Origin of the sequence: Shewanella sp. 5_MG-2023, from assembly GCF_030547465.1 — a bacterium.
Lineage (GTDB): Bacteria > Pseudomonadota > Gammaproteobacteria > Enterobacterales > Shewanellaceae > Shewanella.
On record NZ_JAUORC010000013.1, the window covers coordinates 104,697 to 127,339 of the forward strand.

23 protein-coding genes, 1 other RNA gene and 1 pseudogene are annotated in these 22,643 nt (G+C 41.4%); 8 read left to right on the forward strand and 17 right to left on the reverse strand.

Annotated elements, in window-relative coordinates:
* Window positions 1–261: 261 nt before the first annotated feature.
* A complete protein-coding gene (locus Q4557_RS09555) occupies window positions 262–1,152 on the reverse strand; it encodes a bile acid:sodium symporter family protein (protein ID WP_102440326.1) in 891 nt (296 codons plus the stop codon).
* A gap of 116 nt (window positions 1,153–1,268) precedes the next feature.
* Window positions 1,269–2,075, reverse strand: a complete 807-nt coding sequence (locus tag Q4557_RS09560) for a class II aldolase/adducin family protein (protein ID WP_102440327.1) — start codon at window positions 2,073–2,075, stop codon at window positions 1,269–1,271.
* A gap of 88 nt (window positions 2,076–2,163) precedes the next feature.
* Between Q4557_RS09560 and Q4557_RS09565 the strand changes: the two genes are divergently transcribed.
* Both Q4557_RS09565 and Q4557_RS09570 read left to right on the forward strand, forming a co-directional pair.
* Entirely contained in the window at window positions 2,164–3,096 is a 933-nt protein-coding gene (locus Q4557_RS09565) for a LysR family transcriptional regulator (RefSeq protein WP_303412338.1), read from the forward strand.
* Window positions 3,097–3,570: 474 nt separating this feature from the next.
* Window positions 3,571–4,842 carry a YeeE/YedE family protein gene (locus tag Q4557_RS09570; protein WP_303412340.1) on the forward strand — a complete coding sequence of 424 codons (1,272 nt, stop codon included), beginning with the start codon at window positions 3,571–3,573 and terminating at the stop codon, window positions 4,840–4,842.
* Window positions 4,843–4,904: 62 nt separating this feature from the next.
* Here the strand turns inward: Q4557_RS09570 and rnpB are convergent.
* Together rnpB and rsmI are read right to left on the reverse strand one after the other, a co-directional pair.
* An RNA gene (rnpB, locus tag Q4557_RS09575) (RNase P RNA component class A) lies at window positions 4,905–5,248 on the reverse strand.
* A gap of 113 nt (window positions 5,249–5,361) precedes the next feature.
* Window positions 5,362–6,204: a 16S rRNA (cytidine(1402)-2'-O)-methyltransferase gene (gene rsmI, locus Q4557_RS09580; RefSeq protein WP_102440330.1), complete on the reverse strand. Its 843-nt coding sequence runs from the start codon at window positions 6,202–6,204 to the stop codon at window positions 5,362–5,364.
* 89 nt (window positions 6,205–6,293) lie between these two features.
* Here rsmI and Q4557_RS09585 point away from each other — a divergent pair, with 89 nt between their 5' ends.
* From Q4557_RS09585 to Q4557_RS09600, 4 genes are all read left to right on the forward strand, one after another.
* On the forward strand, window positions 6,294–8,117 hold the full coding sequence (locus Q4557_RS09585; RefSeq protein ID WP_303412342.1) for a penicillin-binding protein activator: 1,824 nt from the start codon (window positions 6,294–6,296) through the stop codon (window positions 8,115–8,117).
* A gap of 11 nt (window positions 8,118–8,128) precedes the next feature.
* On the forward strand, window positions 8,129–8,455 hold the full coding sequence (locus Q4557_RS09590; RefSeq protein WP_102440355.1) for a YraN family protein: 327 nt from the start codon (window positions 8,129–8,131) through the stop codon (window positions 8,453–8,455).
* 81 nt (window positions 8,456–8,536) lie between these two features.
* Entirely contained in the window at window positions 8,537–9,130 is a 594-nt protein-coding gene (locus Q4557_RS09595) for a phosphoheptose isomerase (RefSeq protein WP_076541969.1), read from the forward strand.
* Entirely contained in the window at window positions 9,127–9,702 is a 576-nt protein-coding gene (locus Q4557_RS09600; protein WP_102440332.1) for a BON domain-containing protein, read from the forward strand. Before Q4557_RS09595 ends, Q4557_RS09600 begins: the two co-directional genes overlap by 4 nt.
* An 83-nt stretch (window positions 9,703–9,785) precedes the next feature.
* Here Q4557_RS09600 and Q4557_RS09605 read toward each other — a convergent pair.
* From Q4557_RS09605 to rpe, 4 genes and pseudogenes are all read right to left on the reverse strand, one after another.
* A pseudogene (locus Q4557_RS09605) lies at window positions 9,786–9,983 on the reverse strand (EamA/RhaT family transporter); the annotation flags it as partial.
* Between the two features lie 75 nt (window positions 9,984–10,058).
* A complete protein-coding gene (gene trpS / locus Q4557_RS09610) occupies window positions 10,059–11,060 on the reverse strand; it encodes a tryptophan--tRNA ligase (RefSeq protein WP_102440333.1) in 1,002 nt (333 codons plus the stop codon).
* Window positions 11,061–11,064: 4 nt separating this feature from the next.
* Window positions 11,065–11,787: a phosphoglycolate phosphatase gene (locus Q4557_RS09615; protein ID WP_303412346.1), complete on the reverse strand. Its 723-nt coding sequence runs from the start codon at window positions 11,785–11,787 to the stop codon at window positions 11,065–11,067.
* Between the two features lie 2 nt (window positions 11,788–11,789).
* A complete protein-coding gene (gene rpe / locus Q4557_RS09620) occupies window positions 11,790–12,464 on the reverse strand; it encodes a ribulose-phosphate 3-epimerase (protein ID WP_102440335.1) in 675 nt (224 codons plus the stop codon).
* 300 nt (window positions 12,465–12,764) lie between these two features.
* On the opposite strand from rpe, the gene Q4557_RS09625 reads away from it, so the two are divergent.
* Entirely contained in the window at window positions 12,765–13,133 is a 369-nt protein-coding gene (locus tag Q4557_RS09625; RefSeq protein WP_102519742.1) for a hypothetical protein, read from the forward strand.
* Entirely contained in the window at window positions 13,133–13,315 is a 183-nt protein-coding gene (locus tag Q4557_RS09630) for a DUF2970 domain-containing protein (protein ID WP_076541979.1), read from the forward strand. Before Q4557_RS09625 ends, Q4557_RS09630 begins: the two co-directional genes overlap by 1 nt.
* A gap of 39 nt (window positions 13,316–13,354) precedes the next feature.
* Here the strand turns inward: Q4557_RS09630 and Q4557_RS09635 are convergent, their stop codons facing one another.
* The 9 genes from Q4557_RS09635 to Q4557_RS09675 all read right to left on the reverse strand — a co-directional run bounded on the left by Q4557_RS09635 (window position 13,355) and on the right by Q4557_RS09675 (window position 22,535).
* Window positions 13,355–14,194: a Dam family site-specific DNA-(adenine-N6)-methyltransferase gene (locus Q4557_RS09635; protein WP_303412350.1), complete on the reverse strand. Its 840-nt coding sequence runs from the start codon at window positions 14,192–14,194 to the stop codon at window positions 13,355–13,357.
* 86 nt (window positions 14,195–14,280) lie between these two features.
* Window positions 14,281–15,774: an ATP-binding protein gene (locus tag Q4557_RS09640; RefSeq protein WP_303412352.1), complete on the reverse strand. Its 1,494-nt coding sequence runs from the start codon at window positions 15,772–15,774 to the stop codon at window positions 14,281–14,283.
* Between the two features lie 24 nt (window positions 15,775–15,798).
* Window positions 15,799–16,875: a 3-dehydroquinate synthase gene (gene aroB / locus Q4557_RS09645; protein WP_102440338.1), complete on the reverse strand. Its 1,077-nt coding sequence runs from the start codon at window positions 16,873–16,875 to the stop codon at window positions 15,799–15,801.
* Window positions 16,876–16,883: 8 nt separating this feature from the next.
* Window positions 16,884–17,399, reverse strand: a complete 516-nt coding sequence (gene aroK / locus Q4557_RS09650; RefSeq protein ID WP_076541984.1) for a shikimate kinase AroK — start codon at window positions 17,397–17,399, stop codon at window positions 16,884–16,886.
* 296 nt (window positions 17,400–17,695) lie between these two features.
* Window positions 17,696–19,744, reverse strand: coding sequence for a type IV pilus secretin PilQ (locus tag Q4557_RS09655; RefSeq protein ID WP_102440339.1), 2,049 nt, complete (start codon window positions 19,742–19,744; stop codon window positions 17,696–17,698).
* Between the two features lie 19 nt (window positions 19,745–19,763).
* Complete coding sequence (locus tag Q4557_RS09660) at window positions 19,764–20,279, reverse strand: pilus assembly protein PilP (protein ID WP_102440340.1); 516 nt, start codon at window positions 20,277–20,279, stop codon at window positions 19,764–19,766.
* Window positions 20,279–20,893: a type 4a pilus biogenesis protein PilO gene (locus Q4557_RS09665; protein WP_076541990.1), complete on the reverse strand. Its 615-nt coding sequence runs from the start codon at window positions 20,891–20,893 to the stop codon at window positions 20,279–20,281. Before Q4557_RS09665 ends, Q4557_RS09660 begins: the two co-directional genes overlap by 1 nt.
* A complete protein-coding gene (locus Q4557_RS09670) occupies window positions 20,890–21,468 on the reverse strand; it encodes a PilN domain-containing protein (RefSeq protein ID WP_102440341.1) in 579 nt (192 codons plus the stop codon). Before Q4557_RS09670 ends, Q4557_RS09665 begins: the two co-directional genes overlap by 4 nt.
* Window positions 21,456–22,535 carry a pilus assembly protein PilM gene (locus Q4557_RS09675; RefSeq protein ID WP_102440342.1) on the reverse strand — a complete coding sequence of 360 codons (1,080 nt, stop codon included), beginning with the start codon at window positions 22,533–22,535 and terminating at the stop codon, window positions 21,456–21,458. Before Q4557_RS09675 ends, Q4557_RS09670 begins: the two co-directional genes overlap by 13 nt.
* Window positions 22,536–22,643: the final 108 nt, after the last annotated feature.

A 22,643-nucleotide genomic window follows, 5' to 3' on the forward strand; every position in this document is an offset into this window, starting at 1 on the left:
AGTCGAGTTTAGATAATGCGCCCCATGAGCAAGAAACTCAATAAACTTAGCCTCATTACTGATTAATAAGGACTTTAATACATATATTGGTCGTAATTACAGACGATTCAATCATAGAGGTTAGCACTAAGCACCTCTATAACGGATGATTTAGCTATTGTATAGTGGCCATTAATATTCACCTTATCGCATTAGTTATTATTAAATAAAGTGCCACCCATTGTTAATGTTTGAAAGTCATGATAACAATAGCCTTCATCATTAACGATTAGCAGGTTGCTGCACCTGTGTTTTTCGGCCGCGAAAGTGCTTAACCCAATACACTAATAAACTAGGGCCAATGTACATAGTTAAACCATATACCCCTGCGGCAATAGCATACTCAGGTTCATGCAAAAAACTGATCGCAATTAATATTGCCAAAGCCGCATTTTGCATACCAACTTCAATGCCTAACGTTAGTCCATCAATAATGGATAATGAGCACAACCTAGCCAGTAATAGCCCCATCATTACCGATAATATATTCAGTGAAATACTCGCCAGAAAGACTTGTTCAAATGATTCGAGTAACAACTCACGCTCTTTGATTATCAGGGCAATAATCATAGTGAGCATAAAAAACAGTGAAAACCGCCTAAAATACACTGCCACTTTTTGTGCCCAAGATGCGTAATGGTGCCGAATCACTATGCCTATCAATACAGGCAGTAAAGTAATCAGCACCAGCCCTAAGGCCGCTGCCAAAATTGAAAACTCTGTCGCTTGATCACCTACAAATAACAGCACCGAGTAACCAATAATAAACGGCGTGGTAAACACACAAATTAATGTGGATAACGCCGTTAAACTGACTGATAGTGCTAGATTTGCTTTAGCTAAATGACTAAAGACATTAGACATAGTGCCGCCGGGACAAGCTGCAAGGATCATCAAACCTACCGCCAATGCAGCATTAAGGTCTAACGCGATACAAATACCTAGCGCCAACAAAGGCAGCAGAATCACTTGCCCAAGCAAACCCACTATAATGGGTTTAGGTGTGCGCCATAAGCGCGTAAAATCTTGCTGAGTTAAACTCAACCCCATACCAAGCATAATAAAGGCCAATGCCAGCGGTAATAACACCTCAGTAAAAATTGACGCTTCCATACATCCCCCCCTGATGTCCATTGATGTCCATTAATGTCCATTGATGTTATTTATCCCTGCAGGTACTTTCTACTGGCACTTTTTGCTGACGCCTATAATCACTGTTTGCTCTCGCTTTAATCAAGAAAACGACTATCTTGAGCAAGCACTTGTTGGAACAAGGGCTGAAAGTTACCCCATGTCACCAAGTCAGAACCATTAAACTGACGGGTTTTAGTGGCAATTTCATCGCTAATAAGCTGCATATTGCCCGCTGCTTGTGCCAATAATTGACTATGGCAACAACTGTCCATCATCACAAAGTTAGCCACCGCAGCATCTACTGATTTAGCCACGGTTAACAGCCCATGGTTTTGTAAAATAACTGCGGTATTATCAGCTAATGATTCAGCAATCATATCGCCTTCACTTAATTCAGCGACAACTCCTGTGAACGCATTAAACACACTGTGATTTTGATAAAACATACAAGCATCTTGGGAAATTGGCGCTAATAACTCACCCGAGGCAGAAAAAGCGCGACCATAAGTGGTATGCGCATGAGCAATGGCATTCACATCCGGTCTGGCATGATGGATCCTAGAATGAATGGCAAAAGCGGCATTATTAATGGCAGAGTTCCCCTCAATAATATTACCCTGGTGATCAACCCTAACTAAGTCAGAGACTGTAATGTGGCCGAAGTACATCCCAACAGGATTGACCCAAAAAGTCTCTGGTTCAATGCAGTCACGCAAGGTAATATGCCCTGCTAATCCTTCATCAAATCCTTTAAGGGCAAACGCCCTAAAACCTGCCGCTAAGCGCTGCTTTTCATATTCACGTTGCTCTAGCGGATCGCTAAATGTCGCTGGCATTGGTAGCTTATATTTCTCACTACCTATGGTCATGCGCTTCGCTTGTTCCATCATATGACTATTCATTAACTGTTCCTTTTTTAACTCATGTTAATCTAATGTAAATAGTCGTAAGATAAATAAAAGTGATATAAATTTATGGCGAAACATTAATATGATGCATAGTAAGATTGATTTAAATTTGTTCTTAGTGCTCAAAGCTGTCTATCAAGAAGGCAGTATTACCGCCGCTGCGACTAAACTGCATCTTACCCAGCCAGCGGTTAGCCACGCACTAGCACGATTACGAGACAAATTTAACGACCCACTGTTTATCCGCCACGGCAGAAAAATGGTGCCTTCATCCGTTTGCCAGAACATTATTCCCCAAGTGATTGACGGATTAGCAGTGTTAGAGCAAACACTGTCAGACAATACTGCCTTTGATGTCAGTCAACATCAGCGGGAGATTAAGTTTGGTTTTCGCGATATTTTAGAATCGATATTTTTCCCAGTATTGGTCACTGACTTACTGACAAATACCCCTAATATCACAGTAAATAGCCGTCAAGTTACACAGGTTGAAATGGAGCCCGCGTTAATGCATCAAGACTTAGATATTGTCATTGATGTATTAATGCCAACCCATGACGATATTCGCCACACACTAGTGTGTAATGAGCGGTTTTCGTTAATATGCCGCCAAGGTCATCCGATATTGCAAGACTTAACCTTAGCCAACTATATTAATTTTCCCCACGCCTTGGTCACCTTAAAAGATTCCAAAGTTGACCTCGTGGATATGGCGTTAGCTAAGCACGGGCTTACTAGAAAAATAGCCTTGCGATGTGAGCATTATTTTGCCGCCACCAGCGTGATCAGTCGCAGCGATATGTTACTGACTATGCCAAATGCTTACGCCAATCTACTCAAAGATAAAATGCCCGTGAGTGTGGTAGAGCTGCCCTTTGAAGTACCCGATTTACCTGTCTATATGTATTGGCATAAACAAGCGGAGCAAGACCCATTAAATGGTTGGATGCGAGATAAACTGTTAAAAATCGCAAAGGAAGAGTTAGACTTAAGAGTTGAGCACAAGCAGCCATAAAAGAACCCGTAACTCACGCACTCCTTATTCTCCAAAAGGGGGCTTTGTGATGTAATAACACGCTGACTTACAATCACTATAGCGCCTATTTTATTATCGTCTAGACACTCAATACTCTATTACAGCCAATGACTAACGCCTCAAATATTGAGTCATAACCAATAACAAGCCAATGAAAAGCCAATGAAAAGCCAACCAACATAACGGCCATGTTATTTTGATCCATATGCTAATAAATGAATCGATAATTGAGCTCTTTCATGGTTTAGACATTAAATAATTATCATCATAATTCACTTTATTGCATGAGTTATGACAAAGCAGTCTATTTAAAACAACGGTTGACGATAGACAGCAACAAGCGGGTTCACCATAATCGCCCTAAAAATAGCAGATGCACTTAAACACTTGAAAATAATGTCATTTGTTTAATTTCTGTTTTGAATTTGTTATCAAATGTAGTGGGTTGGTCTAGTGGAAATAAATAAAAATCAAGCGGTGATGGCCGTTGCCATTTTGCTATTAACCTTAGTGGTTGGTGCGACTCAATTAGCCAATGACGGGCTGTTTTTACGCTTGTTATTAGGCCTTAGTTTAGGCTTTGCGTTAGCCAAAGGCGCCATCGGTTTTGCAGGCAGTATTAACCGCGCTTACCGCCGCGGCTCTACTCAATTATTGCAAACCCTGATGTTCATGTTTGTGATCACTGCCATCATCAATGCCGGTCTATTGCTTAACGCTGATAGCCAGCACTATGATTTATGGATTAACCCCATTAATGCAGGGCTATTGATTGGCGGCATCATGTTTGGTGCAGGCATGAGCTTATCCAGCTGCTGCGCAACGGGGATGATGGTGGAGTTTGTCAGTGATGTGCCAAGAGCGGCAATTACCTTAGTGTTTTTTGGCGCGGGAGTCTTTTTTGGCTTTCCATTACAAAGCAGCCAAAGCTGGATAACTGATAGCTGGTTTTCATCAGCAAGCTATCAAGGTAAAGGGGTATTTTTACCCGACCTGTTTGCTGGTACGCCGCTGAATGGTTACTTCATGTCAATTTTAGTGACCATAGTTTTAGCGTTAACCGTGGTAATTATTGCCAAAAAATATGAAAACTATCGCCGCCGTAAAGGCTCATACTTAGGTGTCGCCAGTGAAATTGAGCGTCAACAGCTTCAATCCCAAAGCGTTAACCGTGATGCAGACACACAGTTCACGTTATTTAGCCGTAAAACATATCAAAACTGGCTTGCCAGCCTGTGGCAAATGCGCACCACGGCATTAGTTATTGCCGTTATTTTTGGCATCATGATGGCAAGTACTGGCTCAGGCTGGGGCGCATCGACCCCCTTTGGTATTTGGTTTGCTAAAGGTTTGATGTTGTTTGGGGTTGAAATGAACACCATTACCGAAATAAGCCAGCGCCCTGAAGCTATGTTCAGCACGCCTTTTTTTGAACACGGGGTATCAGTACAAAACTTGGCGATTTTCTTAGGCACGCTCATCGCGGTGTTATTTATGGGTAAATTTAAATTCTCATTTGCCATAAACCACTCCACAAAACAGCTGGCATTGTTTGCTTTAGGTGGACTGTTAATGGGCTTTGGTACACGCTTTGCTAACGGCTGTAATGTCGGCGCCTTGTTCACCCCAATTGCTAATTTCTCATTATCTGGTTGGGTATATTTACTGGTACTTGTCATCGGCGCCATTGCAGGTAACCGTTTCCAACAAGCGGTAATGAAATAAGTTACTGATAGACTAGACAGCAAAAAGCCCGCTTATCTTTCGATAAGCGGGCTTCGTACTATTAGGTGAGCTGGCCGATAAGCCGGGTCCTGTCTTGGACAGTTATTCATCTAGGCCTGCAATCGCTCACAGGCTCAAGCGACCTACCCGGTCCCAACGCGAGCAGCGCCATACGGGACCCTATTTGGTCTTGCTTCGGATAGAGTTTACCTTGCTACGAACTATTACTAGCCGCACGGTGCGCTCTTACCGCACCCTTTCACCCTTACCAACCGAAGTTGGCGGTCTCCTCTCTGCTGCACTTGTCGTCGGTTTACACCGCCCAGGCGTTACCTGGTATCCTGCTCTTTGAAGCCCGGACTTTCCTCCCCGTTCTTGCGAACGCAGCAACTGTCTGGCCAACTCGGCGCGGATTATAGCCTAAGCCACTGCAACACACCAACTAAAATATGGCTTTATGGCAAACCATATGAAGCTGAGGTAAACAGGTTGAGCTAACTACTCAACTCAACCTATTCTCTATAGACCGATTTCTAAACCGTATTTGTAAAGCGCATTCTTTTTAAGGCCGTAGATTTCGCCAGCCAATGCCGAGGCTTTTTTAAGTGGCAGTTCTTTACATAGCAATTTTAAAGTATTGATCACCACTGTGGGTATTTCTGAATCACTGTCACTGCGGTGACCATGGATCATTAATACGATTTCGCCTTTTTGCTGATTTAAGTCATCTTTAACTTGTTGCAGTACAGCGCCTGCTGCGCCAGATAAAAAGGTCTCAAAGGTTTTAGTCACTTCACGGGCCATGACAATTTCACGGTCTTCGCCTAATGCCGCCACAATTGACTCTAAACTGTGCACTATGCGATGTGGTGATTCATAGAAGATTAAGGTTCTTGAGTCTTCTTTAAGCGCTGATAATTTGTCTAAACGGCCTTTTTCTTTTGAAGGTAAAAAGCCTTCAAATGAAAAACGATCTGAAGGTAATCCTGATGCACTTAAGGCGGTAATTGCTGCGCAAGGGCCCGGCAACGGAATAACATTGTAACCTGCTTCACGCACCTGTTTGACCAAGTGGTAGCCAGGATCTGAAATGAGCGGCGTCCCCGCATCTGAAATAAGTGCCACAGCTTCACCATTACTCAGCTTTTGAATAATCCACTGGGCTCTGTCACGTTCATTATGATCATGCAACGCCGTCTTACGGGTTTCAATGCCAAAATGACTGAGCAATTTGCCACTATGACGCGTGTCTTCACAGGCAATAAGTTTAACGTTATTAAGCACCTCGATTGCACGGCTGCTGATGTCTCCTAAATTGCCTATAGGAGTGGGAACGATATAAAGTGCGACCGATAGGTCCATAACTACCTCTGTATTGACTATCATCAAGACTTTCGCCAAGTGAAAGAGCAGGTTAAACTAGAGTCAGCATCTTACCAGAGTGAAGCCCTGTGTTAAAAAGACTGAATACAACTAAATTTGTTTTCGCCGCCATTTTATCAGCCGTGTTATTTGGTTGTGCGACTCAACCTACTGAAAATAAACAGGCTATTGATAGCTCAATGGCATCCGTTGAACAAACGGCTAATGTTTATTTATCTGCAGCAAGCAATGCTAAACAGCCGCAAATTCGCGACCGCTATTTGCTACTTGCCGCACATGCTTATATCAATGATGGCAATTTTGTTGCCGCAAACAAGCTTTTGACCTCGATGAAAGCTGATTTGCAAAGTGATTCAAGCATTCAGGCTGAGTATATTTACCTTTCTGCGCGGGTGGCTGAAAACACCAGCTCAGATGCCGATGCATTAGCAATTTTACGCTATCCTAGCCAATGGAAATTACCCCAGTGGCAAAGAGTCACTTATCATCAATATAAAGCCCGCTTATTTAATCAAACTAAGCAGCCTATTGATGAGCTTAGACAATTAAGTTTACTCAGTTTATATCTTCCGCAGCAGCAAGCCTTTGAAGTGAATGACACTATTTGGCGTACGCTACAGCCACTGCATGAAGAAACCATTAAAAGCTTTATGAGTGACAACAGCAATCCCACTTTTTCAGGCTGGTTACAGTTAGCCTATATTGCCAAACATTATGCGGTTGACCCATCACAGCTAGTTCGCTACTTAGGCGAATGGCAACAAACCAATCCTAATCACCCAGGTGCGAGCAAGCTACCTTCTGATTTAGAGCAAGCCTTAAATGCCAAGCCGTTTAAACCGCAAAATATTGCGGTGCTATTACCGCTTACGGGCAGCCGCGCTGATGTTGCTGAGCCTATTAGACAAGGTCTGTTAGCCAGCTATATGGCCGCAATTGAAGACAATGTGGAGCTTAATTTTTTTGACACCAACCTTGGGGTTGAGCAGGCCTATCAAGCTGCTATTGCTGCAGGTGCTGAATTTGTGATTGGGCCGCTATTGCCTTCAGCAGTTGAAGAACTGCAAGCCCTCAATGAGCAAGGCTTACTCAGTGTGCCGCAATTGTACTTAAATCAAACCGACAGCTTTACCCCAAAAAATGATCAGTTTTACTTTTCATTATCACCAGCACAAGAAGCTAGCGATGCCGCGCAAAAACTGTATGAAGATGGCATCACGCTACCGTTATTGTTAGTCAGTAATGACTCAACGGGTAAACGTATGGCAGAAAGCTTTAATAAAAAGTGGCTTGAGCTCACTGAAGACAATGCTGAAGTCCACTTTTATGATCGCGGCGATCAGATGAAGCTAACAGTACAAGAAGCCTTAGGTGTTAAAGACAGCCAAGCGCGAATTGCTAGAATGAAAGAGCTGATTGGCAACAATATTGAAGCTGATTTTCGCTCACGTCGTGATATTGATGCTATTTACATGATCTCAGCCGCAAAAGATTTAGTGCTATTAAAGCCCTTTTTAGACGTCAATTTTAGTGTGTTTGCCGATCCGGTTGCCCTGTATACCACCAGCCGCAGCCGTTTAAGTGGCAGCTCGACTCAATCGGCTCAAGAGCTTAACAACCTGATGATCAGTGATATCCCTTGGTTAATGGGCACGAATACTGAAACCACCATGGTCAAAAAACTCTGGAGCAATTGGAATAACAGCCAGAAGCGTTTATACATCATGGGTTATGACGCCCTTGATTTAGTCAATCGTTTAGCGCAAATGCGCGCCTTTCCTGGCTACCAGTTCAATGGCCGTAGTGGCGCATTATCGGTGGATGAAAATGGCGTCATTGAGCGTAAACTCAGTTGGGGCAAATACCAACGAGGCCAGCTGCGCCCATTATGATGTCGTCAACTGTGGGTCAAGGCCAACAGGCTGAATTAACCGCGCGCACTTACCTTGAACAGCAAGGCCTTAAGTTTGTGGCTCAAAATCAGCGTTACCGCTTTGGTGAAATTGATTTAATCATGCGCGACCAACAAACTTGGGTCTTTGTTGAAGTAAAATTTCGCTCATCAACCCAATTTGGCGGCGCACTCACCGCCCTGTCTGCAGCACAGATTTCTCGCATCAGAAAAGCAGCCCAACAGTATATACAAACCCATAAAATCAATGCCCCATGCCGTTTTGATATGGTTGCCATTAACACAACCGACATTCAATGGCTTCAGGGGTGTTTTTAAACAGCCATTTTTAGCTATAATGCTGCTCAATTGAAGAAATAAAGCATGCTAGCAACACTTTACCTTGTAAGGATTTAACCCATGTTAGAACGTATTAAAGATAGCTTTACAGAGTCAATTCAAACCAAGATTGATGCTGCTGAAGCATTACCAGAGTCGATTGAGAAAGCGGCTGAAATGATGGTGCAATGTCTTTTAAGTGGTAACAAGATCCTAGCCTGTGGTAATGGTGGCAGTGCAGGTGACGCGCAGCATTTCTCAGCTGAGTTATTAAACCGCTATGAAATTGAGCGTCCACCGCTACCTGCTATCGCGTTAAGTTGTGACACTTCAACCATTACAGCTATTGCTAACGATTACAGCTATGACGAAATTTACTCAAAGCAAATCATGGCACTGGGTCAACCAGGTGATATTTTATTAGCAATTTCGACCAGCGGTAACTCAGGTAACATCATTAAAGCCATGGAAGCTGCATTAAGCCGTGACATGACTATTGTGGCATTAACCGGTAAAGACGGCGGCGCTATGGCGGGCTTGATGAGCGCTGGCGATGTTGAAGTACGAGTTCCATCCAATGTCACTGCGCGTATTCAAGAAGTTCACTTATTAGCAATTCACTGCTTATGTGACAATATTGACCGCACTCTGTTCCCACAGGACGAGCAAGCATGATAAAAACGGCTCTTGTCATAGCAATACTTTTCCTTCTTCAAGGCTGCGCTGGCGTGGTGATGGTTGGTGCTGTTGGCGGGGCCAAAATGGTCAATGATGAGCGTAGTATGTCGACACAAATCAGTGATACCAATGCCGACTTTGAAATTACCAGCGCACTGTCTAAGCATGAAGATATTCATAACCAGACCAATATTACCGGTGTGGTGTTAAACAGTAATGTATTGATGATTGGTCAATCTCCTAACTCAATGTTGCGGGATAAAGCCATTAAAACGGTACAAGAGCTGGAAATTGGCGGCAAATTACATAATCAAATTCGCATTGGTAACCCTACCTCATTTACCACTCGCAGCAACGACACTTGGGTAACAACCAAGGTTAAAACGCGGATGCTAAATGAGAAGTCTTTGGATGTGACCCGAGTTAAAGTGATCACGGAAAACGGCGAGGTATTTTTACTGGGGTTAATCGATCGCGAACAAGCGGATATTGCGGTTGATATCGCCCGCAATACTTCTGGTGTACGTAAGGTAATCAAAGTATTTGAGTACGTCGATAAAGATGACTAGCTCAATAACTCATCATTAGACTGCCAATAAAAAGAGTTTGTATAGACTATTTTTATTGGCTGCTGCTAATGAGTAACCTTCTATTATTGCGTTTCGACCAACCTATTAGCCAATACTTTACGCTTGGCTATCAAGACTTTTCCACATATTGAAACGAGTGTTGTCGGCAGCACAATCAACCCAGCTCCCAGCCAACCGAGCCCATCTAACCATTCCCCAAACCATACCCATCCAAACATGACACAAAATAGTAATCCTGAGTATTCAGCCACGGCGATTTCAAACCATTAGCCTTTATTGGCAGCTAACAAAAAGCCAGCTTGATGCTGGCTTTTTTTGTCTTAAAAAAACAGATACTACACAATCATACCGATTTTCTCGTAGACCTTTTTGATCGTCTCTTCTGCACGAGCTTGTGCCTTTTCAGCACCGGCTTTAAATACTGCATTAAGATAATCTTCATCGGCTCTAATCTCACGGTAGCGCTCTTGCAGCGGCTCAAGCATAGCGACAACTGCTTCACCGGTAGCGACTTTTAAGTGACCGTACATTTTGCCTTCAAAGTCTTTTTCAATTGACTCGATTGACTGACCATTACAACCTGACATCAGGCTTAATAAGTTTGAAACGCCTGGTTTTTCTTCAACGTCAAAACGCACCACTGGTGGCTCTTGGCTATCGGTCATGGCTTTTTTCACTTTCTTCATAATCGCTTTAGGATCATCAAGTAAACCAATAACGTTGTTACGGTTTTCATCCGACTTAGACATTTTCTTAGTCGGCTCTTGCAGTGACATGACTTTTGCGCCCGTTGGCGGAATAAACGGCTCTGGTACGACAAACGTATCACCATAGGCATTATTAAAGCGCGTCGCGATATCACGGGTTAGCTCTAAGTGCTGCTTTTGATCTTGACCAACAGGTACTTCGTTAGCTTGATATAGCAAGATATCTGCAGCCATTAATACAGGGTAATCAAACAAGCCAACATTGATGTTGTTTGCATGCTTTTGCGACTTATCTTTAAACTGGGTCATACGGCTTAGCTCACCCATTTGGGTGTAACAGTTTAACGCCCAGCTCAGCTGTGTATGCTGCGGAACTTGAGATTGTAAAAATACCGTGCTTTTTTCAGGGTCGATACCGCATGCAAGGTAAATAGCTAAGGTATCTAAACAGGCTTCACGTAGTTTCGCAGGGTCTTGTCTTACAGTAATTGCATGTAAATCAACTACGCAATAAATACAGTCGTGGCTATCTTGCATGTTAACCCATTGACGAAGTGCGCCCATGTAGTTACCAATACTCAGCTCACCTGATGGTTGAGCACCACTAAACACGATAGGTTTTGCAGTCATTCGTTTATTGCTCCATTGATGTTGCATTCATTTCAGCGGATAAATTCAGTAGCGCTAAAATTTCATTAAATTGTTCACATACTGCCGTTGGGCTGCTCAGGGCGATATCTTCACCGTAGTTGTAGCCATAGGTCAAGCCAATTGAGCTTAGACCGGCAGATTTCGCAGCGAGTATGTCATTCTTTGAGTCACCTACCATAAGCAGTTGTGCTGGCTCAAGTTGCCATTGCTGCAAAATATGCGTTAATGGCAATGGGTCGGGTTTCATTTTTTCTAACGAGTCGCCACCAAGTACAAGATCAAAAAACGCACTTATGCCAAAAGACTCAAGTAACGGTGTGGTAAATTTGTACGGTTTGTTAGTCACAATTGCCATCTTATAGCCAGCAGCTTTTATCTGCTTCAAGGTGCTTAACACGTTAGGGTACAAGCTACTGTGTTTTTCTAAATGAAGCCCATAGTGGTGCATAAACCTTGGCATAACTTGCTCTAATTGAACGTCAATAGCCTGCGTATCAGTCACTTGTGGTTGAGCAAACATTAAAGCGCGGCGCATTAACATATTGGCACCATTGCCAACCCAGCTTCTAACTTGCGCTTCTTGTGCGTTAGGTAATGATAACTCTGTTAGTGTTGCATTAGTTGCCGCAGCTAAATCAGGAACGCTATCAATAAGTGTTCCATCTAAATCAAAAGCGATGGCTTTAATATTAGAAAATACTGTCATAATTAGCCTTCAACTTTTGCTAGTTCATCACGCATTTGATCAACAACTACTTTGTAATCAGGTTGATTGAAAATAGCAGAGCCTGCGACAAACATATCGGCGCCTGCAGCGGCGATTTCAGCAATATTATCTACTTTTACCCCACCGTCGACTTCTAAACGGATGTCATAACCGCTGGCATCAATAATGTCACGCACTTGCTTAAGCTTAGCCAGTGTCGATGGGATAAATGACTGGCCACCAAAACCTGGGTTTACTGACATTAATAAAATCACATCCAATTTGTCCATCACATGGTCAAGGTAATGTAATGGTGTACCAGGATTAAACACTAAGCCTGCCTTACAGCCTGATTCTTTAATCAGCTGTAGGCTGCGATCAAGATGTTCTGTGGCTTCTGGGTGGAAAGTTATAATTGATGCGCCTGCTTTAGCAAAATCAGGAATTAGACTATCAACTGGCTTAACCATTAAATGTACATCAATATCAGCAGTAATGCCGTAGTCCCGCAACGCTTTGCATACCATAGGGCCAATGGTTAAATTAGGCACATAATGATTATCCATAACATCGAAATGAACAACGTCAGCACCGGCATCTAAAACGGCTTTAACGTCATCACCTAAACGGGCGAAATCGGCAGATAAAATAGATGGGGCAATCAAAAATGGACGCATAGTCTTCTCGAGGCGGTTATAAGTGACAGTATTTTACCCTTTGCAGAGAAATCGCTCTAGTCTCAATCGCTAATAAAACTTTTTCAACAGCAAGAAATGTAAATTTTAGCGCTATGTCGATATTAAGTTGATCTAGATCACACATGATGACTGTTCAATATCTAAACAAACTTGCTATAATGCGACACATGTCACTGTGTATTGTGAACAATCTTCTGCTAGGCAGCGTATATGCCAATGTAGATAGATGATTAATCCCTTTTGAATAATTTCTGAAAGTATAAGACAAGGATAGCCCTTATGATGTGCCGTCAGCTAAAAATGAGTACTACGCAAACAGGTAAAGTAACATTAAAACCTGCTGTTAGCTTATTTTCGACTAGCGCATTAATGCTTGTTGCCTACTTTTTCATGTCAGAAAGCGAGCCCGCCTTGCAAGCTCAGCAATGTGATTGCTCTGACAATGTTGCCTATAACGCGAGTTTACCCAGTAGCCATCCGACTAACCGCTGTGCAGTTGATTCAGATAATGTCAGTTGGGGAAGTTGGGTAACAGGCAATAGCCGCTCAAGTCAGTTTCACTTTTTAGATTTATTGGAGTTACTGCATAGTAATGACCACAATAGACCAATAAGTGATATGCCAACGAATAACCCTAACGCACTTTAATGTCTATTTGGCAGGTATTTACCAGTACTATCGCCGCATTTTTTGGGGTGCAAACGGAAGATAATCGCCAACGTGATTTTAAGCAAAGTCGATCACCCTTACCCTTCATCTTTATGGGCATTGCACTGGCAGTGCTGATGGTTTTATCGCTAATATTGATTGTTAAGCAGGTACTGAGCTAAGCCAGTATTTATCAGCTAAGCCTTTGCTTAACTCAAGATTTAATCAATAACTTCTTGATAATGATGATCATATAACGCCATCACTTCAGCTACTTTCTTACGTGAAATACCCTTTTGACTAATATTGCGCTGTACGTCTACCGAGGCCATTTTTGCGCCGCGATATAGCTCTCGAGTCAGTGGAATATCATGATTACTGATCAGTACCGGGATATCACGCTCAAGTGCAGTGTGGCGAGACTTTCTCGCTAATAGCGCTTGGTCGTCAAGACTAAAACCTGGGCCGGCATAGGTCGTAAAACTTGCTGTAGTTGATAGCGGAGCATAAGGAGGATCACAATAAATGACATCACCTGCTTTTGACATATCAAATGCTTGCTCGTAACCCACACACTCAAAAATCGCTTTTTGAGCTTTTTCAGAAAAATAACGCAGTTCTTTTTCAGGAAAATAAGGTTTTTTGTAAGAACCAAACGGGACATTAAAGCCGCCTTTACGGTTATAACGGCATAAACCATTAAAACCATGACGATTCATATATAAGAAATAAACGGAGCGTAAAAACGGATCTTGAGTTTGGTTAAACTCTTCACGCACTCGGTAATACTGCTCTTTCACGTTCATCTCTGGAACAAACATGGCCTTTGCTGCTGCAATGTATTTCTCAGGCTGACTTTTAACAATATTATAGAGGTTAATTAGATCATGATTAATATCGCATAGCAGATATGAGTCGTAGTCAGTATTGAGAAACACTGATCCTGCACCGACAAAAGGCTCAACTAGCCTTTCACCTTGAGGTAAATGTTTTGCTAGCTCATCAACGAGTTTAAATTTTCCACCCGCCCATTTAAGAAAGGCTCTATGCTTTTTAGTCATGAATACCATTTACTAGCAAAATTAAAGCAGATGATTGTACTCTTTTTATTGAGAATAATCATTGCTGATTTAAGGGCTTTAACTAATTAATTTGAACTAAGTTGATAACCTTGAAGATCGCTGAATTTTCGAACCCAAGGGGCACTTAAACCGAGTTCGGTTTGTAATTTAAGCGCTTTATCTTGTGCTTGGCTGGCGTTATTAAACTGCCCAAATAAGACAACATGACGTTTATTATAATTAGCACGAATTACAGCGGTTTCATTATCTAATTTTAACAAGATACTGTTAAGTGATTTGGGTTCGATAACGCTCGCCAGTTGTAATGTGTAACCCGCTCGATATTGCAGCTCGGCTAACGCTTCATTGGCTGTGGCAATATCGTCAGTATTGCTCAGCGCTGCACTGTTGTCAGTAAGCTGTAGCTTATCTGTTTCAATAATGACCAATGTCTCATCAACTTCAGCGGTATCAATATCTTCATTTACCACTAACTCAGCTGCTATTAATTCACCAGCCACTAATTCAACAGCCACAGTATGAACGCTCTGGTAATCCTGTTGAGTGTTTGCTGCTTCGATTTCAACTGCGCCACTTTTTGTAGTGCTGGTTAATATTTGCTGCTCAGTAAGCAGCTGTAAAACAAGATCGCTTGGCTCATTAGCCGCTATTAAAGATTGCTGAGATGGCAAATGTAATTGAAGCCAAGGCAATAATAAGCTTTGGCCATAATGATGGTTTGCCCATTGCGCTGGAGATTCTGGCGCTTGGTAAGCCCTAAAGTTAACTTGGTTTGCTTCAATAGATTCTGCTGCGGGTTCATTATAAAAAAAAACGACAATCGCTAAGGTTAAGCACAGCAGCAAGCTGATCACCCCTAAGGGAAAATATTTTGGCCAGCGTTTTGGCTCTTCAACCTTATCCTCAAGCGCAAGCTTAAGTAACTCAATCACTTCGGTAGGAGTACCCATTTGTTTTTCAATTTGTGATTGAATGATTTCGCGAGGTATAAATGGCGTTTTATTGCTTCTAACTAATAAAGTGCGATATAGGCCTTCACGTTCAGCTAAGGATAATGGCTCTACCTCGACATGAAGCAATAAATCCTTCATGGTTTTAGTTAATTCATTAAACTCTGCAAATGATTCAGTGGTGACCGTAAAAGTCAGTGATACCGGTTTATCCGCACAACGGATTTGAGTCAGCACTATACATTCTGCCCATAATTCTTTAGGCAGCAAATGTGCATCATCAATAATGATATGCAGCGGTTTTGTTAAGCTAGATTGGATGCGAATTAAGGTATCTGATAGCGGTAAGGTATCATCAAAAATTGGTGATGAAATCAGTTGGATCAGTATTTTACGCCGAATTTCAGCGCTATCAGCGTGCATTGGGCAGATAACCAACGCAGAGTTATAGTTATCAAGCTCGCTCGCCAATGCTGTAACTAAGGTGGTTTTACCTGAACCTTTAGCGCCGCAGACTAATACTAGCTGCTCACTATAGCTGGCAATATGTTGTAGCCGCTGAACTAAAGCTTCTTGGGAAGGTAATAAAAGCGTTTGTTGAATGTCCACAGCTCCACCATTAGACAAAAAAGCTTAAACTTGGCTAATGACGTCAGCTAATAAAGACTCTTCAACATCAGAGAATACATCAGCAGAGCCTATTGAGGTGGGTAAAACCAATCGAATTTGACCCGCGAGAACTTTTTTATCTCGCTGCATATGCTTAATAAAGTCAGCAAAGTTCATTGAATCAGGAGAGCTTATCGGTAAATCAAACGCCAACATCAAACGAATAATTCTATCGACATCTTTTTGCTCGATTAGACCTAACTTTTGCGATGTTACCGCCGCCATAATGGTTCCGGTAGCAACAGCTTCACCATGTAACCATACACCGTAGCCCATTTCAGCTTCGATAGCATGACCAAATGTATGGCCTAAATTTAGCAGTGCCCGTACACCACGCTCTGTTTCATCTTGGGTAACGACATCAGCTTTTATCTGGCAGCATTTAGCAATCGCGTAGCTTAATGCTTCGGTATTTAATGCTTTTAATGGAGCAACATTTTGCTCTAACCAGCTAAAAAAATCGCTATCCCAGATAACGCCATATTTAATGACTTCTGCCATTCCTGCAGCAAACTCTTTTGCAGGTAATGTCGATAAACAATCGGTGTCAATTAATACCAGTTGTGGCTGATAAAAAGCCCCAATCATATTTTTACCAAGCGGATGATTTACTGCGGTTTTACCACCAACAGAAGAGTCCACTTGAGATAATAAGGTGGTTGGAATTTGAATAAACTCAACTCCCCGCTGATAGCAAGATGCAGCAAAGCCGGCCATGTCACCAACGACACCGCCACCTAGTGCTACGATTACACAATCACGGGCATAATTATTTTCTAACAGTGCAGAAAAAATTAAATTTAAGTGAGTTAAATCTTTATATTGTTCACCATCCGGCAATACAACCACACCTATATCACTACAAGATGCCATAGCTTGCTGCGCTTGTTTCAAGTACAGCGGAGCAATGGTGTCGTTAGTGACAATAAGTGCTTTTTTACCGGAAAGGTAATCGGTGAGATAAGCGTTTTGTTGCAATAAATTCTGGCCAATATAAATGGGATAACTTCTTACACCTAATTCAACCTGAACTTGTTGCATAAACCTACCTAAAAACCGAGTTGCTCAATAATTTGATTTGCGACAATCTTCGCGCTTTGTTCATCAGTCTTAACTATTACGTCTGCAATCTCTTCATACAAAGGATTACGAACGTCAGCAAGATCTTCAAGCACTTCACGTGGATCATCTACCTGAAGTAAAGGTCGACGTTTATCACGTTGAGTACGAGCCACTTGCTTATCAATTGTTGTCTCAAGGTATACAACGATACCGCGAGCCGACAGATGATTACGAATGTCTTTGCTTTGTACAGATCCGCCGCCAGTAGCTAGGACAATGCCCTGCTTTTCCGAAAGGTCGGCGATGACTTGAGCTTCACGTCGACGAAAACCTTCTTCGCCTTCAACGTCAAACACCCATGCAATATCTGCACCTGTGCGTTGCTCAATCTCGTGATCTGAGTCGTGGAAATCTAAATGCAGCAGTTGGGCTAAGTGACGACCAATTGTGCTTTTACCTGCGCCCATAGGGCCTACCAGAAAAATATTGCGTTTTTCAGCCATTGTATATACGTCTGAATCTTATATGAAAAGTATGCCTTATCGACTTAAACTCAAGCCGACCTATTATTTAACCTTGCTCTAATGAGACTTGACGGAGGATTATCTCAGTTATGCACCAGTTGTTGCAAGTGATGTGAGCGATTTATAGTGAGTTTATTAAAAATAAATAATTTAACCCTAGATTCAGCGAGTTTAAAAAATGACGGTATGTTTAATGACCTTAATATAATCAAGCAATTAATTATTTTAAGGCAAAAAAATGCCAGCAATTAAGCTGGCATGATTATTTTTTGCTGTTACAGCTTTTCAGTCACGATTTTCGGTGTCACGAATATCAATAACTCTTGACGTTCATTTGTATCTGATGTGTTTCTGAATAAGAAACCAACCAGAGGAATGTCACCTAATACTGGCACCTTACTAACTCGACTGATTAAGTTCTGCTGGTAAATACCGCCTAATACAATGGTTTCACCATTATCAACAAGCACCTGAGTACCAATTCGCTGAGTATCAATAGAAACCGCTTCACCCGTACCAGTTGAAACAACTTCACCACGGGTATCTTGAGTAATTTCTAAATCAAGAATGACACGGTCATCTGGGGTAATTTGCGGGGTTACTCGTAATGACAACACTGCTTTTTTAAATGACACAGTTGTGGCACCACTTGAGGCAGACTCCACATAAGGGATCTCTACACCTTGTTCGATATAGGCTGCTTTTTGGTTTGAAGTGGTAATACGTGGACTCGCAATAATTTCGCCTTTATTTTCTTGCTCTAACGCGCTTAGCTCTAAATCAAGTACGGTTCCATCAGCCATTTTCGCCACACTAAATGCAATACTGGCAGCATTAGAGGCCGAAGAGGGCAAGTTCACATTCAAGCGATCACTTAGTGCAGGAATAACCCCAGCAACAATATCATTAGCGCCTTCTAGTGACCCAGAGGTACCTCTTTCACCTTGTTGATCAGTAATTCCCCAACGAATGCCTAAATCTTCAGAGACGTTATCCTTAACCGTCACCATTCTGGCTTCAATTAATACCTGCTTAATCGGGATATCCAGTACTTCAACTAAACGATGAATAGTTTCTAAAGTATCTGCGGTATCTTTGACTAATAAAGTATTGGTACGTTCATCAACCGCAACGCTACCGCGATTTGACAATAAGCTTGAATCAGCACTTTTCATCAACTCGGCAATATCGACCGCTTTTGCATAGTTTACCTGAATATATTCAGAATAAAGCGGCGCTAACTCTTTGACTTCTTGCTTGTTAGCCAAATCTTGCCTTTCTCGAATAGCCAGCTCTTCACTTGGGGCAACCATTAAGATATTGCCTTCAATACGCTTATCCAACCCTTTGGTTTGGAGAATCAAATCTAGCGCTTGATCCCAAGGCACATCATCTAAACGTAGAGTGATATTGCCTTCTACGGTATCACTGGTGACCAAATTGAAATCATTATAATCAGCAATAATTTGCAGTACTGTTCTTACAGAAATATTCTGGAAGTTAAGCGACAAAGAACGGCCATTATATTTTTTGTCATCCTTAGCAACGATGGCACGTTCTACTTTATTAATACTCACTTTGAACACATTACCGTCTTGCTTGTATGTGTAATCATAGTTGCCATCAACATCGACCATCAAACGGGCAGTTAAGTCTTCTTTAAAGGTCTCAAAGCTCGTAACTGGTGTATTAAAGTCTTGTACATCCATCACATATAAAAGCTCGCTTTTAATATCTGTGTTATACAATTTCACTTCTAATTTAGAGCCAACCTGAGCTACGTTGGCAGCAACAGAGCGATTATCTAAATGAATTAATAAATCGCCACCACCATTTTTATTGCGGCGAAAATCAATAGTATCAATGCCATTTACAAATGGGTTATCAGCGCTATCAGGCCCAGATACAGTATCGTTAACCGTTAAACGGTAAGTATTACCTACCACTTTGCCTTGATAAGGTTTTACCTCAGCTAAATCTACAACGATGTTCAGTGCGCCATTTTGTTGAGAGGTTTTTAAACTCTCAACCCCAACTCTATCGATAGTAATATCGTCTTTATCGAGGCTTGAAATACTATCGTCAAAACTTAATAGAATTTGAGCAGGTGACGCCTTCAAATCAACTTCAGGCTGAACAATGTCAGATTCGAACACCAATTCTAATTCTAATTGGTGATCAACAATAGAATGATACTTTACATCCACTAATTTATTCGCAGCTAACGCGCTTGGTAATGCACCAAGCAACAACACAGCACCGAGTACGGTTCTGAACAGTGATATTTTTGTGGTCGATTTTTGCATCGAGGCAGAAGATTTCATTATTCCCTCATCCTTCGCATTATTTGCCAGAAAGTTCTAAGTTGCTTGCTCTTTCAGCCCAGCAACCTGAACCATCAGGAATTAATTCTATAATTTCAATGTATTGCGGTGTGACTTCAGCTATTTTGCCATGGTAAAGTCCAAGATACTCACCGACACCTAAGCGATAAACATTGGTATCTGATGATTCAACTAAGGCCCAAACTGTGCCATCTTCACTTAACGTACCGCGCATTTTTAAATTATCTATAGCATACGTTTCTAAGCGCCCTTTACGACGTTTCAAATCTGGCTGTAAACAATCTCTACTTGTGTCAATCACTTCCTCTGTGAGCTCTCGAGAAGGTGGAACAAAAGGACTTCGCATAAGCTCTGCTTGATAGGCAAAATGCTCAAACTTAGGTGTTTCTTTTAACGGAGGAATGCGAGCAACATGCTGGGATTTAGTCGTTGTTACAAACAACTCCAAATCACTTCTGTCACCAATACAACCTGTTAGCAATAGCATGATGAGTAATAAGGGTAAGAGTTTCATTATTTCTTCCCCTTCTTATTCGCAGGTACTTTCGCACCTTCTTTAAATCGATAGGTTTTAGCTAAAATATCCATCGATAGACTACCTGAATCATCACGCTTAATGACAAAGTCATGCAAGCTGACAATCCGCGGCAATTTTGCGACACCGCTTACCATGCTGCCTAATTTATGATAATCACCTACAACTGACATTTTTATCGGGAATTCTAAGTAGAAATCACGCTCAATTTCAGTATCCCAATCTAAGCTATTAATTCGCAGTCCAGCATCTGTTGCTACGAATGTGGTGTCATCCAGTAAACCTGGCATTTCATTTTCAGATGGTAACATTTTTAAAAGTTCTGCAAACTGAGCTTCCATTACCACAAGTTGCTCACGATACAGTTTTAAGTTTGCCGCCAAACGATATTTAGTTTGAAAGTCTTCTTTTAGGGTTATTTCTTTTCTTTCTTCAGCATTAAGGACATCTATCGCATCGGAAATAAATAAATAATAACTGGCGCCAAGTACACAGATAGATAAAAAAGCAGCAAATACAATTTTAACTAATGCAGGCCAAGCGCCAATATTTTCAAAATCAATATCATTAAACTGCTCTAAGTCAAGATTCATTGCTGACCTCCTTGGCTTGAGCCAGTACTGATTTGGTCATCAAAAATAGTCACTCTTAATCTAAACTTTTGCAATTGTCGTAAGTTTTCATTATGACTAACAATTGACTGCATGCTTGGATCATTGAGGTATTGAGATGTTTTAACTTTTCTCATCATATTCGCGACGTTATTATTAGATTCACTGCGACCTTCAATCCACAACAAGCTACCTTTCTTTTCAATACTGGAAAGATAAATTCCTGGCGGCACAATTCTAACTAGTTCATCTAATACATGTGTTGGCAAATTACGAGATTGCTGCAGGTCTAGAATAATTTTAGTGCGACGTTCAATATCATCTTTACGCGCTTTAATTTTTCTAATTTCGGCAATTTGCGAGTCTAATAATGATATTTCAGACTGTAAGTATGAATTTCTAGCACGTTGATCGTCGATCACGACTTCAATAAAACTCAATGCCAGAAATACAATTAAACAGGTCATTAAAAACACTAACGCTAATATGCCAATAAAGTCTCGTTTGTGTTTTTCTCTGGCCTCTTCACGCCAAGGTAGTAAGTTTATGTTCGCCATTGAGCGTAACTCCTAAGCGCTAAACCACATGCAACCATATATTTACTGATACTAGGTTCTATTTGGTTTTTAATATCATCATCAGCATGTAAACAACCTTGAAAAGGGTTAGCAACAATTGAATGCACCCCTAAGTCATTAGCCAATAACGTTGTCATACCTTCAAGTTTTGCAGTGCCACCACTTAAGACAATATAGTCAACTTTATCTTTGCCGTTGGCAGTGCAGTAAATTTGTAAGGTACGTTTTATTTGTTGTAATAATTGGGTTTGAAATGGAGATAACACCTCAAACATATAATTGCGTGGTAAATCACCTGTGACTTTAGCATTTTCAGCTTCATCGTAAGACATACCGTAAAACGATAGAATTGATTGGGTAAATAACTCACCGCCAAATGCTTGCTCACGAATAAATGTCGTTTCGCCATTTTCTACAACCGCAAATGTCGTCATATTGGCGCCAACATCCACTAGCACAACGGATTTTTCATTGGCCCCTTCAGGAAGTTGAGCCAGAATAAGTTCTGCTGAACGCCCTAAAGCATAAGCTTCAACGTCAACCACTTTGGTATCAAGCTCAATTGCATCAAGTGAATCCATTCTTGAATCAATGTTGTCAGTACGGCAAGCACTTAATAACACATCTACCTTTGTTGGGTCGGTAGTGTTGGGATTAAGAGTTTCAAAGTCGATACTCACTTCATCAAGTGAATAAGGGATAAGATTATCTGCTTCAATTTCAATTTGCGCTTCCATTTCTTCTTCATTTAATGAAGCGTCCATGTAAATCACTTTTGTCATCACAGCAGAACCAGAAACAGACACTGCGGCAGATTTAATACCTTTCGGTAGTCCACGCTTTATGTGCCTTAATGATTCAATAACAGCTTCAGAATCACGAATTTCATGATCAACTACAGCTCCTTTTCGTAAAGGAGCTGATATATAATTTTGAATTTTATATCCATCAGCAGTCTTACCCAGCAATATGGCCTTTATTTCATGGGATCCAATATCGATCCCCACCATTTGCGGAGCTTGACGCTTCCAAAATTTAGAAAGCATATTCCATCATCGCATTTATTATTTTATATTTTAAAATAGATTAGCACAAAATCAACTCGTTATAAGTATTTGTATAAAATGTTTCTACATTTTACAACTAGTTTTTTT

Excerpts from the sequence above, each read along its gene's own strand:
- aroK (WP_076541984.1), bottom strand. The coding sequence starts at position 17,399 with ATGGCTGAAAAACGCAATATTTTTCTGGTAGGCCCTATGGGCGCAGGT.
- Q4557_RS09630 (WP_076541979.1), top strand. The coding sequence starts at position 13,133 with ATGTCTATTTGGCAGGTATTTACCAGTACTATCGCCGCATTTTTTGGG.
- trpS (WP_102440333.1), bottom strand. The coding sequence starts at position 11,060 with ATGACTGCAAAACCTATCGTGTTTAGTGGTGCTCAACCATCAGGTGAG.
- Q4557_RS09560 (WP_102440327.1), bottom strand. The coding sequence starts at position 2,075 with ATGAATAGTCATATGATGGAACAAGCGAAGCGCATGACCATAGGTAGT.
- Q4557_RS09660 (WP_102440340.1), bottom strand. The coding sequence starts at position 20,279 with ATGAAACTCTTACCCTTATTACTCATCATGCTATTGCTAACAGGTTGT.
- Q4557_RS09635 (WP_303412350.1), bottom strand. The coding sequence starts at position 14,194 with ATGACTAAAAAGCATAGAGCCTTTCTTAAATGGGCGGGTGGAAAATTT.
- Q4557_RS09655 (WP_102440339.1), bottom strand. The coding sequence starts at position 19,744 with ATGAAATCTTCTGCCTCGATGCAAAAATCGACCACAAAAATATCACTG.
- Q4557_RS09595 (WP_076541969.1), top strand. The coding sequence starts at position 8,537 with ATGTTAGAACGTATTAAAGATAGCTTTACAGAGTCAATTCAAACCAAG.
- aroB (WP_102440338.1), bottom strand. The coding sequence starts at position 16,875 with ATGCAACAAGTTCAGGTTGAATTAGGTGTAAGAAGTTATCCCATTTAT.
- Q4557_RS09615 (WP_303412346.1), bottom strand. The coding sequence starts at position 11,787 with ATGACAGTATTTTCTAATATTAAAGCCATCGCTTTTGATTTAGATGGA.
- Q4557_RS09555 (WP_102440326.1), bottom strand. The coding sequence starts at position 1,152 with ATGGAAGCGTCAATTTTTACTGAGGTGTTATTACCGCTGGCATTGGCC.
- Q4557_RS09625 (WP_102519742.1), top strand. The coding sequence starts at position 12,765 with ATGATGTGCCGTCAGCTAAAAATGAGTACTACGCAAACAGGTAAAGTA.
- Q4557_RS09600 (WP_102440332.1), top strand. The coding sequence starts at position 9,127 with ATGATAAAAACGGCTCTTGTCATAGCAATACTTTTCCTTCTTCAAGGC.
- Q4557_RS09565 (WP_303412338.1), top strand. The coding sequence starts at position 2,164 with ATGATGCATAGTAAGATTGATTTAAATTTGTTCTTAGTGCTCAAAGCT.
- Q4557_RS09670 (WP_102440341.1), bottom strand. The coding sequence starts at position 21,468 with ATGGCGAACATAAACTTACTACCTTGGCGTGAAGAGGCCAGAGAAAAA.
- Q4557_RS09665 (WP_076541990.1), bottom strand. The coding sequence starts at position 20,893 with ATGAATCTTGACTTAGAGCAGTTTAATGATATTGATTTTGAAAATATT.
- rpe (WP_102440335.1), bottom strand. The coding sequence starts at position 12,464 with ATGCGTCCATTTTTGATTGCCCCATCTATTTTATCTGCCGATTTCGCC.
- rsmI (WP_102440330.1), bottom strand. The coding sequence starts at position 6,204 with ATGGACCTATCGGTCGCACTTTATATCGTTCCCACTCCTATAGGCAAT.
- Q4557_RS09675 (WP_102440342.1), bottom strand. The coding sequence starts at position 22,535 with ATGCTTTCTAAATTTTGGAAGCGTCAAGCTCCGCAAATGGTGGGGATC.